Origin of the sequence: Algibacter sp. AS12 (assembly GCF_046736315.1) — a bacterium.
GTDB lineage: Bacteria > Bacteroidota > Bacteroidia > Flavobacteriales > Flavobacteriaceae > Algibacter_B > Algibacter_B amylolyticus.
In genome coordinates this window covers 3197954-3212137 of the sequence record NZ_CP151841.1, presented here as the reverse complement: position 1 = coordinate 3212137, position 14184 = coordinate 3197954, and the positions used below count along the sequence as shown (strand labels likewise).

7 protein-coding genes are annotated in these 14184 nt (G+C 32.1%); all 7 read right to left on the bottom strand.

Annotation, left to right across the window (positions count from 1 at the left end; genetic code table 11):
• Positions 1-195: 195 nt before the first annotated feature.
• The gene (locus AAFN75_RS13490) at positions 196-2481 is read right to left on the bottom strand and encodes a T9SS type A sorting domain-containing protein (protein WP_411806817.1); all 2286 of its coding nucleotides are present in this window, start codon (positions 2479-2481) and stop codon (positions 196-198) included.
• Positions 2482-2553: 72 nt separating this feature from the next.
• A complete protein-coding gene (locus AAFN75_RS13485) occupies positions 2554-4176 on the bottom strand; it encodes a T9SS type A sorting domain-containing protein (protein ID WP_411806816.1) in 1623 nt (540 codons plus the stop codon).
• Between the two features lie 35 nt (positions 4177-4211).
• The gene (locus AAFN75_RS13480; RefSeq protein WP_411806815.1) at positions 4212-6497 is read right to left on the bottom strand and encodes a T9SS type A sorting domain-containing protein; all 2286 of its coding nucleotides are present in this window, start codon (positions 6495-6497) and stop codon (positions 4212-4214) included.
• A 363-nt stretch (positions 6498-6860) separates the two neighbouring features.
• Positions 6861-9005 (bottom strand): hypothetical protein, encoded by a 2145-nt coding sequence (locus AAFN75_RS13475; RefSeq protein WP_411806814.1) that lies wholly within the window; start codon positions 9003-9005, stop codon positions 6861-6863.
• The gene (locus tag AAFN75_RS13470; RefSeq protein WP_411806813.1) at positions 8995-10386 is read right to left on the bottom strand and encodes an FGGY-family carbohydrate kinase; all 1392 of its coding nucleotides are present in this window, start codon (positions 10384-10386) and stop codon (positions 8995-8997) included. The genes AAFN75_RS13475 and AAFN75_RS13470 overlap by 11 nt, the downstream gene beginning before the upstream one ends.
• A gap of 3 nt (positions 10387-10389) precedes the next feature.
• Positions 10390-11661, bottom strand: a complete 1272-nt coding sequence (locus tag AAFN75_RS13465; RefSeq protein WP_411806812.1) for a TIM barrel protein — start codon at positions 11659-11661, stop codon at positions 10390-10392.
• A 22-nt stretch (positions 11662-11683) separates the two neighbouring features.
• A complete protein-coding gene (locus AAFN75_RS13460; RefSeq protein WP_411806811.1) occupies positions 11684-13783 on the bottom strand; it encodes a bifunctional aldolase/short-chain dehydrogenase in 2100 nt (699 codons plus the stop codon).
• Between the last annotated feature and the right edge of the window lie 401 nt (positions 13784-14184).

The window sequence follows — 14184 nt, the reverse complement described above, 5'->3', positions numbered from 1 at the left end:
CTATTTAATAACTTCATATCTAACAAAACAGTTATATGTATTGATTTTCCTACTTTGTAAATTTGGCTTACTTCATCAATAGTTTGATTAAATTTTGCTTGAGATTATAATATATTAGATATAGTAATACTCCTTTATCTGTTGGTATTCGCTAATAAAATACAAGCTGATAGAGTTACATCTTTAATATTTATTTTAATAATTAATTACTAGTTTTTGAGAAATAGAACCCGACTCGTTATAAAGTTTCACTATATACATACCTGTTTTTAAATCTAATGTTCTTTCTATGTAATTAATATTACTGGATAAATTTTCCTTAAAAACTAAGGCCCCTGCTAACGAATAAACTTCAATATTAGATTTTTTGTTTAACAGGTTACTTTTTATTGTTATGCTACCGTTGTTAGTAGGGTTAGGATAAATAAACAATTCATTTTTATCATATACTTTTTCTTTTATAGATAAAGAAGATGAAATTTGAAGCCTGAGTAATGGTGCATTTAAACCCGTAGATTCATCGCTAATACCATAATAATTTGCCCCAGCCGTTGGCAACGAGCTTGGTGAACTTTGATTAATTGGAGCATCAATATTCATTCGTAAAAAAATATAATCGCCTGCTACAGCTCCTGCATCATATTGAGCATTGATATAATCAATTAAGCTGTTATTTCCTGTTTCAGAAGTAATCACTTTTCTATCAGGCGTAACGGCAGAACCTACAGGTTCTATTCTTGTAATATAATCATTTTGAATAGCCACATCTGTTCCACGCGAGTTTGTATAAACTTCATCATAATGATCATAATAATTAAGCGAATTACTACTATTGAATGGTAAGCCATATAAATCAATATTCGAGGTAATCCAATTTCTTACGTAATGGACATTTACTTCTAAACTTGCCGAAACAACTACATTTCCTGAAGGTATAGCTGGCAACTGAAAAGGTAAAATAGCACTAGAAGTAATTCCATCACCATTTGCTGCACTTCCTCCAATTTTCAAGGTCAATTCAGACGGATCTCCCGAGCTATTACCAGTAAGCCACGGGTTTGTTCCTGTATAATCATTAACATCAGAAATTATGCCGTCTCCAGATGGATTTATTGCATAAGTTCCTCCTGGAACAATAACCGGATTTCCCTGAAATTCAAAACACCCAGCATCTACAATCTCATTATTAAATACTCTATCATTATTATCAATATCTACCAAAGTAAGGTCTTCATTGATTCCAAAATTTACAGCAGGACTAGTTTCTTTTAACTGAAAATCGCCATTTGGATAATCTAAAAAGTAATTTGAATAATTAGCATAGTCATTTTGATTTATATCTATATTATTCTCTACTAATGTTGTTGTATCATATGTCCAAGGTGTATACTGAGCGCAGATATTATTTCGAACAATATTATTCTTGTTGGCTCTAGTTTGTCCTGATTTGTCTTGGTCATCAATATAAATCCTTGGAATCTGATCTGTATCATTAAAAAGCGGGCTTTGAATAACTGTATTATTCTGTATCCTACAGTTTTGAGCACCAAACAATGATATACCATGATATTGATCGTTAACAACTAAATTATTTTCAATAATCCAGCTATCTGCAGAACCATCTGTAATAATCACACCTTGCATCGAAGTTCCAATCAGGTTATTATCAATAACAAATTGAGAAGGGTTTTCAAAAATAATAATTTTATTGAATCTAAAAACCAAATTGGTTACAACAAAATCTCCAGACAATTTATAAACTTGAAACGCATCATCATGATTTACTGCATAATCTTCTATAAAGCAATTTTTAATAATATTATTCTCATAAGTACTAAATGAACCAAGACCTCTAATAGCATCTCCAGCAAAATTTTTAATAAGATTTTTTTGCATCAATGTGTTATCTCCTCGCAACTCTACTGCATGGTATAAATTGAGAAACGTATTATTGATTAATGTAATATTACCTCCTCTAAACTGAATCCCACTAACAGAATTAGAATACCAATCTGATTGTGTCCATGTAGATGAATCAATTGCTGACTGAATTAAACAATTCTTCAAGGTAATATAGCTGGTATTAGCATCGCCTATAACAATCGCATCATCTTTTGAAAAAACCCCTGTACTAGCATCAAATTGAACATCTTCAAAAGTAATATGATTACTATTGTTTATCTGGATTTTAGTTAATATAGCTTGTTGAGGATTCACTGATTTAATTAGCAAATTTGTTAAAAACTGCTGATTTCCTAAATAGCCATTTCCATGTTGGCCATCTAATAAATAAATAATATCATTATTTTTTAACCCAACGGAAGCCCAATTAACACTTCCAAAAGCTAAAAAAGGATTTAACTGAGAGCCATCATTTGAATTTTTTCCATTAACAGGGTCGCAATAATAGATGGTTTGCGCATGTGCTATATATCCAACACACACAAATAAAACAACTATATAAAACAACTTTGAATTCATGATTACCCCTTAAATTTTTGAATAAAAAACGAGAAGACACAACTCCTCTCGTTTTTTTATTTATTTATATCACTACTCTACGATTAACTTTTTAGTTTTCGTCTTACTACCATCTTCAAGTTTAACAATATATAATCCTGATTTTAAATTCAATATTGTACTATAACTACTTCTTGAATTAACTTCAACTTTCTCAGAATAAACCTTTTGCCCCGTTAAAGAATAAATATTTAATCTAGCATCGTTAATAAAACCATCTAAAGAAACATTTAACCTTCCATTTTTAACTGGGTTTGGATAAAGATCTAGTGCTAATTTTTCAAAATTATTCGCACTTAACGAAACACCCGAAAATCCAACTTCTAATTTAGCAGGGTTTGCAGAATCACCGCCATCAATATTAAAATATTGTGAACCTGTCATTGATGTATTATCTATGCTCAACCTTAAAAACACCCAATCATTTTCAACAGCACCAGCATCATACTGTGCATTTAAATAAGCTATAAGATTTGCTTCTGCAGTAGTTTCTTCCCATCTCGGAGTATCTAAAGTTCCTAAGGCAACATTTTTAGTAAAATAATCATCCTCTATAGCAGTAACCTCAGCTGTACCATCTGGATAAACACCAGCAAAATGGTCTACATTAAAAATTTCACTTCCTGTACCTCCGTTTGCAATAGCCTTTTTAAATGGTAAACCATATAAATCTACATTTGCGTTAAGCCACTGCCTTCCAAAGCTTACATAAACATTTAAATTTGCAAAATCAACGATTTCTCCAGTAGGTCTTGCTGGTAATAAAAATGGTATTATAACACTTGTTAAATTACCTGAACCATCTACGGCACTAGAACCTAATTTTGAAGCACCTACTAGATACGGATTATTAGCAGTAATTACAGCCGGATCAGATACATATCCATCTTCTGCAGGTGTTTCAATAGTGTAATCTACTGAGGATACTGGACCTGTACCTTCATCTTCCACTTCTATTGTTAATGTTGGTGCTTTAGCAGTCGATCCATCATCAACTCCAAAATAATGAGCACCTGTAGTTGCAGGGTCATCTACATTTAATCTTAAAAAAACATAATCACCTTCAACAGCACCCGCATCATATTGTGCATTTAAATATGCTACCAAAGCTACATCTCCTGACAAGCTTGTTTCTTCGAAACGGGGTGTATCTAAAGATCCTGGAGCAACATTCTTTGCAAAATAATCGTCCTGGATTGCTGTAACACCAGCAGTTCCATCTGGATAAGCGTCATCATAATGATTTGCAGGATAAATTGTACTAGCCGCATTATAACCTAACCCATACAAATCCACATTTGAACTAATCCATTCTCGACCATAATTAACATGTACTTTTAAGTTTGCGGAAACTACAAGTTTTCCTGATGGGCGAGCTGGTAATTTGAACGGAATTATAGCACTGGTTGTAAATGCTGCCCCCGTAGATGCACTAGCCCCTATTTTTAATGATTGTATACCTCCAACATTATTACCATTTAGGTAAGGATTATTGGTTGGTACATCTGAAATATTAGATATAATACCATCGTTGAAATATGTTTGAGTTGGCACAACTTCTGGATTTACATTATAAACTATTGTTTGTCCTTGTGTCACAAACGGCACTGCCAATAACGCAACTCCTAATATTGAATTAAGTAATTTTGATTTCATAATTTTTAGATTTAAAAGATTAGTTTAACTTTAGTTTACTGTATTATTAGTTTTTCTGTTTTTGATTTTACCCCATCTGCTACTTTTACAATGTATAAACCAGGACTTAAATCTAAATAGGTTTCAAAATTTGAATTTGGAGCGCCTATAACAACCTCATTATGAACTAAACTTCCATTTAGGGAGTAAACTTTCATTATTGTGTTATTAAGCTCAAAACCGTTTAATAATATTGACACTTTACCACCTACTGCTGGGTTTGGATAAAGTTTAAAACTTGATGTATCAAAAGATTTAACACTTAATACATTTTCTATCTCTAAGGTTAAGGTAGGTGCTTGAGCTGTGGACTCATCACTTATACCATAATAATGAGCTCCAACAGAACCCGCCGTAGCATCTACACTTAAGCGTAAAAAGACATAATCTCCAGCAACTGCTCCAGCATCATATTGCGCATTAATATAAGCCGCTAAAGAATTAGCTCCAGAAGCATCAGAGTTTACTTCTCTATCTGTAAAAATCTCAGTTCCCAATGGTTCTGCCCCACTAACATCTCTAACAACAAATGCATCTTGAATTTCCGTTACTGTAGACGCAGGGTCTGCAAAATTTCCGTCATAAAAATCCTTTGGAGAAATGGTATTAGAAGTACTATAAGGCAACCCATATAAATCGATATCAGAGGCAACCCAATGTCTTATATAAGCTATATTAACTTTCAAATTTGCTGCAACAACGGTTTTACCTGTTGGACGCACGGGCAATTGAAAAGGCATGATTGCGTTAGTTGTAGCGCTAGCTCCTGTGGAAGCACTTTGTCCTAATTTTAAAACTTTAGTGCCATCAATATCATTCCCATTTAACCAAGGATTTGTACCTCCTTCTGGTAAATTAGCTACATCTGAAATAATACCGTCTCCTGTTGGAGTAATCATGTATTCCGTTGTTGGATTTCCACCAGAATCTGGACTTACAGTTAAATTGAACGATTGAGACGTAAAGCTTCTTCCATTATCAGCAATTACCGTAATATTTTGATAATCACCAGCATCTGAAACTTCAGGCGAAAAAACAATATGTCCTGTGTTGTTTTCATTATCTGTAAACACCGCAAAATTTGGAATATTAGAAACGGTAAAAGAAATAGCATCACTATCTGTTGTGGAAGCAGAAAAATCTACCTGTAGCGTACCTCCTTCAATCATTGATTGATTTCCTATAATTGGGTTTATTACTGCGGGGGCTGCATCTACAACACCCGTTAACGTAACCTGCCCCGCATCTGGAACTGCATTTACTAACGCATATTTATTACCATTATTTGTTATGATTTTTAGATCTATTGATGAACCATTTTGACTTGCTGAAACACTAGCCCAAGAATTATCAATTCGTATTTTAACTGATAGAGGAAAATAAAAAGCCGAATCTAACATATCATCTGTAAGAGTGAACTTTATTTCACTACCCGACACATTATCTATTATTAAATTATGCGTTGCAAAAGACTGAGAATATTGCGTTACTTCTGTAAACCCAGCTACCCATAAATCTGACTTATCTGCTAAGTATTGTAAAAACTCATCAGTAGCAGTTTTTCCTGCAGTATCTAAACCATGAAAATGTGTGCTACCCCAACCTCTATAATAATTAGTTCCATAAAGTTTCTTTACATTATCCAAAAGTGGTAAAACATACTTATCTCTATCCGTATTATTACCATATATATGAACATTAGAAACGCTGTTTACATCGAGATAATTTACAGTGTTTGGTTGATTTAAAACACCTTGCGTTCCTCTAACACCTATAAACGTTTTTCTCGCTTCAGTTTCATTCCCTTCCCCATATGGGTAGGCATAGGTTAAACAATCATTACCAGAAGTTACATTTGTATTAATAGCCGTAACGGTTGCTTGTAATCTTGCCAAGTAATCTGCATCTGTTGGGTTTGCTTCTCCTCCTGTTGGGTTGTTATACCAATTTCTATCATCATGTCCGTTTATTTGGCTTCCCATAACTGCAAGGTCATTATACAAATTCCAGTTCTGCACATTGTATTGCGAATCGGCTTCCGTAATAACAAACCATGTAAAATGAAAGCCATATTTGGTAATCATAGATTTCCAAAACGGAATGTTTTGCTCATTATTATCATCAATAGTGATCGTAAAAGCAGCCAATTTATCGTCACTCCACATACACACATTACCTTCGCCAATATGTATTGGCCAAACCTTATCTGTTTTAGTGAATCTTGATCCAGTAGTCGCGTCTAAATTGAAGGCGTTTTGTCCATTTAATTGGATAACCGACATAATTAATAGCAAAAGAATTGTAGTTGTTTTATGCATAAGATTTATATTGAGAATCATTATTCCTTAAATAAGCAGCCTAATTATAACCGCAAAAACAGGAATGGTTATTCTCAAATATAAACACAATTACAGGACTAAACCTAGCGTTTAAAGCCTATAAAACCTAGAAAAGACAAATCTAACAAACAATTAAACAGATAGTACAAACCGCTATTACCTTTTTAGAGAATGATTCCTACAATACTCTAATTACTAATAGAATAATTAAATTATTAACAGTTTTATTTATAAATTAACTACTAATTATTCTACTTAATTATAATTACACAAAAGAAGCGTAATAGAGGTTATTTAATGAAGTAATTACCAAACAAATAAAATTTGTTTTTTTGTTTCTGTGCCAATTAAGTATTCAAGGAAATACTTTCCTGTAGAAAGATCTAAATTATCAGTACGGTAAACATTGTCAGATAAATTTGATAATTTTAAGGTCTGTGTAAAAACTTGTTCGCCTTTAGAATTCAGGAGTTTTAAATCTACGTTTTCATTTGGATCAATGCCGAAAAAGTAAAAAGCAACATCTCCATTATTAATTGGGCTTGAAGCTGTAACAATAGTATTTTTTATAGCTTCTTTTTTATTCACATTCCCCTGATTCAATTCAGGATATCCTACCGTAAGTTCTAGCTCTGGTTGTTTATCTTTTTGGTCGTTATTTGCGCTAACAAAGTTCCATCTACTAAAATCTGTTACATTTTTAGAATTAGGATTCATTCTTAAAAAAACAAAATCGCCAGACTTACTACCTGCTTCAACAACAGTATTTAAATAGTTACCCAGCTCGGTCTGTCCTGAACTACTCATTTTAGGTACTCCTGAATACATATCCGAATCAATAAAATTATTCTGGATTGGTCTAGCCGAAACATCTTGACCATACGTACCTTGATAATACATATCTTCTGTTACCCAATAATTAGCCTTTGGAGGTAATCCATACAGATCAATTCCGCCTTGAGGTTGGTTATCTATTTTAGTTAAATACACTTTAAAATTTGCTTTCAATATTTTTTTCCCTACTGGGATTGAAGGGATTTTAAATGGAAATACTCCAGCTCCATCTAAATCTTCTCCCACGCCTCCAATTCGAATTTCAGCTTGACCATCCCAATCACCTTTTCCTTTAGAATGTATCTGTCTATCTGAAATTTGAGAAGTAATTTTAAAAACCTCATTCCCTTCATTAATTTTGGTATACTCAAATGCACCTATATTAACAAAATTACCTAAAGCACGTTTATTCAAACTGACATCTAGTGTTGGCGCCATATCAGAAGCACCCATATTCAATGCCTTAGAATCACTACCTAACGAAAAATCAAATAAAGCCCAATTTTTAAAGCACATGTCGAAATCATGAACAGAAACAGGAATTGTAAGGTTATGGTCGGCAACCCCCTTAATATTCTCAAATAATACATCATTACACAAGTTATTTCCTATTATAATATTTGATGAGTTGTCTAATCCCAAAACTTTTATTTTAAGAGGGGAATTGATTATCGTATTTCCTTCAAAATCTAAACCAAAATAAGGGTTAACCACAGTATTATTAACTATTTTTAAGTTGCTCAATTCTCCTTGTACTGAAATACCGTTTTCACCGTTGCTAACAATCACATTATTTTCGAAAACACTTTCAGAAACATTTAGATTTTTGCCATAAATTCCGTTACACAACCCAATATTATCGCGATTAAATGTAATAAAGTTGATGATTGTATTACCTCTAAAAATTGTTCCTTTTATATTTAAATCATTTAGATAAATACCATTATTTATATCTGAATCTGTTACTACACTTTCCTTAATTAAATTATATTCTAATAAATTATATTCTCCAGAAACCTCAATTGCATTATTGTTAAAAAAAGCTATTCTATTATTTCTAATTTGATTCTTATTACCAGAAATTTTAATTCCATTTTTAAAATTAGAAATAACATTACTTTCAATTTTACATTGCGTACCCTTAATTGTAATTGCAGTATTCATGCTATTTACAGAAATAAACTGATTTTCAATCAATCTAATTCTAGTACTGTTTTCATGAATAAAAACAATGCTAGAAGCGCTTCCTTTAAAATTAACATTACTAATAACCCATCTAGATGCAGGAATTTCTTCCGTTCCAAAAACAATGGAATTTACTATTGGTGTTTCTCCTTCAACCGCTTTAATGTTTATATATTTTTCATTTACACCGGTAATTTTCACATCACCATGATTTCCAGAAAGTAAAAAAACAACATCACCATCATTTAACTTTGCGCCTTTTTCAAAAACACTTGCTAATGTTTTCCATGGACTAGTTTTAGTTCCAATATTACTCTCTTTTCCATTTACTGGATCGCAATAATAATCGGTTGCAAAAATCATTTGAATTGATAAAAAGCAAAGTATAAGGCAGCTATAATTTTTCATATTGTCTAAATATTTATGATTCATTCAAAATTTTTAATGAACTCAATTTTCGCATAACATATCTCTTTTTTAGAAATTTTTTATTCGATTCTTTTTTAGAAATTACCATAGCAGCACCTATAGCGGAACCCAAAGGTGATTTTGTGGTTCGCACTTTATAGTTTTGAAAACAATGCCCCATTAGCTTTATAAAAATATCGTTATCTGTAAAACCTCCATCAATATATATTTTATTAATTTTCGTATCTCCAATAGCATTTTTTATAGTTATTTCTTGAATACGCATAAGATCAATCATTAATTGATGATAGGCCTCGTTATACGATTTAAATTGAGCAAGATCTGTTATTTCAACAGTATTTTCCCCAACACTGATTTGTTCAAAACTAAACTTGAAATGTCTATCATTTTTGAGCTTTAAATAGAGTTTTGAATCAAAATTAATTGTTTTATGAAAGCCTAAGTTCTGATTAAAAAAAGCACTTAGTTTTTTAACCTGCAAACTATACTCATTACCCATAAAAAAACGTGTTGCCTTTACTCTACCACCATCTACCTTCATATAATTTAGGCAATTATTCTGAATATCTTTTTTTGATAATTTTTCAGTATTAAAAGGATTTAAAGAAATACTCCAAGTACCTGTAGAAACTAGTAAAAAAGGTTGTTTTTCACTATAAATAAAAGGAAGCAATGCTGCTGAGCTATCATGGATCCCAACACCTATTCTAATTTTTTTTTCCTGATATACCGTATTTAAACTAGTTTGCGCAGAAACAATTGGAGGTAATTTCATATTAATATCCTCCTTATAAACCCAACTATGGTAATCTTGTTTGTTATAGTCCCAAAGCCCAGTATGACAACCTAAACTTGTATACTCACTTAATGGAATACCTGTAAACAAATAAGAAATATATTGAGGGAAATGAAGTGAATATTTAATCTTTTTAAAAACTTCTGGCTGGCATTTTTTTAACCAATATAATTGCATTCCAGAATTTAACATACCTGATTCTGGTGTTCCGGTCTCTGCCGAAACATCTCCATAGTTTTTTTTAAACTCATCAATTATTTTTGACGGAATTGGCTTTAAATAGTTATACAACGGCGTTAAAATTTCTCCGTTCTCATCTAAATGAATGAAACTTGCGCCATAGGTTGAAAAATTAACTGATTTTATATCAAATAAATCAGAAAGCACAATCTTATTAAAAACCGATTTTATCCAATCTTGAAGTGCAAAAATATCTTCTGTTGGAAATCCATCCTCATCAACAATTTCCCTTATTGATGTATACTCTTTATAAACTGTTCTATACTTAGTATCGAAAAGAAAAAACTTTTTATTTGTTTTTCCTACATCAAAAACCGCTGTAACTTTTTGTTTTACTTGAGCCCCCATCTTTTATAATCCTGATGCTGTTGATTTGATACCTCTTTCTTTAATTAACTCATTTCTAACTTCTAACTTTCTATAAGCAAAAATTGGATCTATAGCACCACCATTTCTTAATCTTGCTTCTACCAGAATTGACTTTACATCAGTATTAAAAGCCTCTTGTAAAATACGTTGAGCAGTCACTACATCGTTATTTAATTGCGCCTTTTCTAATGCTTTCTGATCGATTAATAATGCTTTAGCATATGCGTTTTCAATGGCTTCAATAGACTGAATTAGGTCCTCCAAGGGGTCTTTTAAATTATGACTTGCATCAATCATCCAAGCAGGAATTGGATTTTTAGAACTGTTATTCTCCATTCCATAAACCAATTCATTAAAGATTAAAAAAAGCTGATATGGTTTCATTACGCCAACACTTAAATCATCATCACCATATTTACTATCGTTAAAATGAAAACCACCCAACATACCTCTTGTCATTAATGTTGCCACAATGTGCTCAATATTTGTGTTTGGTAAATGATGCCCTAAATCGACTAAAGTATATGCTTTTTCGCCCAAATCTTTGGCCAACATATGAGATGTTCCCCAATCTTGAATTACCATTGAATAGAAGTTTGGCTCATACGGTTTATACTCTATAAACAGCTTCCAACCTGAAGGTAAATGTGCATAAATTTCTTTTAAACTTGCCAACGTATTTTCAAAAGCCCTACGGAAATTAATTTGCCCAGGAAAATTAGAACCATCTGCCAACCAAACAGTTAAAGATTTAGAACCTAGAGCTACTCCATAATCAATTACTTCTTTATTATGCGCAACAGCTTGATCTCTAACTTTTTTATCGGTATGACATAAAGACCCATATTTATAACTATACTCTTGGTTGTCTTGGTCTTGAAATGTATTAGAATTCATGGCATCAAAATGAATTCCTAAACTTTTCGCTTTGTATTTGATGGCATTTGCATCTTTAGGAATATCCCAAGGAATATGTAACGAAACAGCATTAGCAGACTTTGTTAACATGTTAATGACTCCAATATCTTCAATTTTTTGTTCTAAACTATTTGGTTCTCCACCAAAACCAAATCTACCAAAACGTGTTCCTCCAGCACCTAATGCCCAACTTGGAATTGCAATATTGTAGTTAGAAATAGTTTCTATAACTTGCTCCAAATCTTGATATTTATCAGCTAAATCTGCCAAACTTTTTTTATGGTCGACTAATAAATCTTTATTTAAAACTGCTATTTGTTCTTTAGATATTTGCATAATTTAAATTTTTAAAAGTCGATTATCTTACAAAAGCATTTGCCATTCCTCCATCAACATTAATAATATTTCCTGTACTTTTATTTAAAATAGCTACTAAAGAAAACACTCCATTAGCAATATCTACTGGGTAAATAATTTCATTTAATAAGTTTCTTTTTGCATAATGTGCAGGTAACTCGTCAACGGTAATTCCATATGCTTCAGCTCTTCCTTCTGCCCATTCCCCTTCCCAAATTTTACTACCTACAATAACACCATCAGGATTTACAACATTCACTCTTATTTTATCTGCACCAAGTTCTGCTGCCAACAATCTAGACATATGTTGTTGTGCGGCTTTGGCTGTACCGTATCCAACATTATTTGGACCCGAAACCAAACCATTTTTACTTGCAATGTTTATAATATCTCCACCTAAATTTTGTTTTCTTAAAATAGAGACTGCTTGTTTTGCCATTTCAAACTGACCTTTAACTAATACATTTTGTAAAATATCCCAATCCTTATCGGTAGTTTCTAAAATTGATTTTGATATTGCTAACCCTGCACTATGTACAACAATGTCTACACCTCCAAAAGCCAAACATGCCTGTTTATATGTTTCTGATATAGAACTTTTATCTGTTACATCGCCTTGAACATAAATTGCAGTATCACTTTTATAGGTTGCAGCAGCTTCGCTTAACCTTTCTTTAGATAAATCTGCAAGTACAACATTTGCACCTTCTGATGCTAACTTATCTGCAATTGCTTTACCAATACCTCCACCAGCACCTGTAATTAATGCCACTTTTCTAGACAAGGGTTGTTCCTTTGGCATACGCTGTAATTTAGCTTCTTCTAATAACCAATATTCAATATCAAAAGCTTCTTGACGAGGTAAAGAAGTGTATGCGGAAATAGCCTCGGCACCTCGCATTACATTTATTGCATTAATATAAAATTCACTTGCAACTCGAGCCGTTTGCTTATTTTTTGCAAAACTGAACATTCCAACTCCTGGATATAAAATAATTACAGGATTTGAATCTCTTATTGCGGGGCTTGTTTCATTTTTACAAGTATTGTAATATGCCTCATATTCTTTTCTGTAATTATTAAAAGCTGGTTTTAATTTTTCAAGAATTAATTCGGTATTATTTACATTTTCTGTAGGACTTAAATCTAATACTAATGGTTGAATTTTAGTCCTTAAAAAATGATCTGGACATGAAGTTCCCATTGGGGCCAAACGTTTTAAATCTTTACTATTAATAAATTCCAAAACTTTTTCATCATCTGTAAAATGACCAATCATTCTATTTTCTGAAGAACACAATCCCCTTAAAAGTGGCGCTAAAGTTGCCGCTTTTTCCAATCTGTTATCTTTTGAAATACTTTCTAATATCTGGCCTCCAAAGACAACCTTATTTTCAGCAATTCTATTTTCAATATAGGCAGAAGCTTGCTCTATAACCTCTAAACTATTTAAGTAACATTCATAAGAAGTGTCGCCCCAAGTAAATAAACCATGACTTCCTAAAACAATACCCCTAATTCCAGGATTATCGGCTAAACATTTTTCAAGCATTAAACCGAGTTCAAATCCAGGTTTTTTCCAAGGCACCCAACCCATTGTGTCTCCCCAAATTTCTTTGGTAACTTTTTCGCTATCCTTTGCAGCTGCAACCGCTATTAAAGCATCTGGATGTAAATGATCTATATGCTTAAAAGGCAGCAAACCGTGTAAAGGCGTATCTATTGATGGCGCTTTGCTGTCTAAATCATAAATACAATGATTAAAAAGTGCCACCATTTCATCTTCATAGTCAACACCTTTATATACTTTTTTTAAATCTCTTAGACGTTCTGTATACAAACCTGCAATCCCACTTCTCGTTAAAGTTCCTATGTCTCCACCAGAACCTTTTACCCACATTACTTCTACGTCTTTATTTGTTAATGGATCTTTCTCAATAGTTTTACAACTGGTATTTCCCCCGCCATAATTAGTAATTCTAAGATCACTACCTAAGATATTTGATCTGTATAAAAACAGTGCTACTTCATCATTTTTTATCTTTTCCTCTTTGGTTTTATCCCATAAATAATCTACATAATGATAATTTTTTATTGACATTTACTAGTTGTTTTTTGAGTTATTATAATTGAAAATTAAAAAGGCATCTCATTGAATATATACTTATTAGAACTAATATGTATACACAACTCCTAGGTATTAGATGCTTGTTTTTAAGTATTTTTTTTGCCTAAAAAATCAGTACAAACGCATGTAAAATTAGCCTTCATTATTCTCAAAAATACACAAATAGTCCAGCAATAGCATTAAAAACAAGGCTTTAAACTATAGAAAAGACAAAACTAACAAGCAATTAAGCAGATAGTATAAAATTCATTATTTGATAAAAAAAAGAATCAATTATTTAATATTTCTATTAAAATCATTGCAGCAAGTTCATGTCCAAAAAAACGTTATAACTTGGTTCAAATCTGAAAAGTTTTAATCTATTTTGACGACTT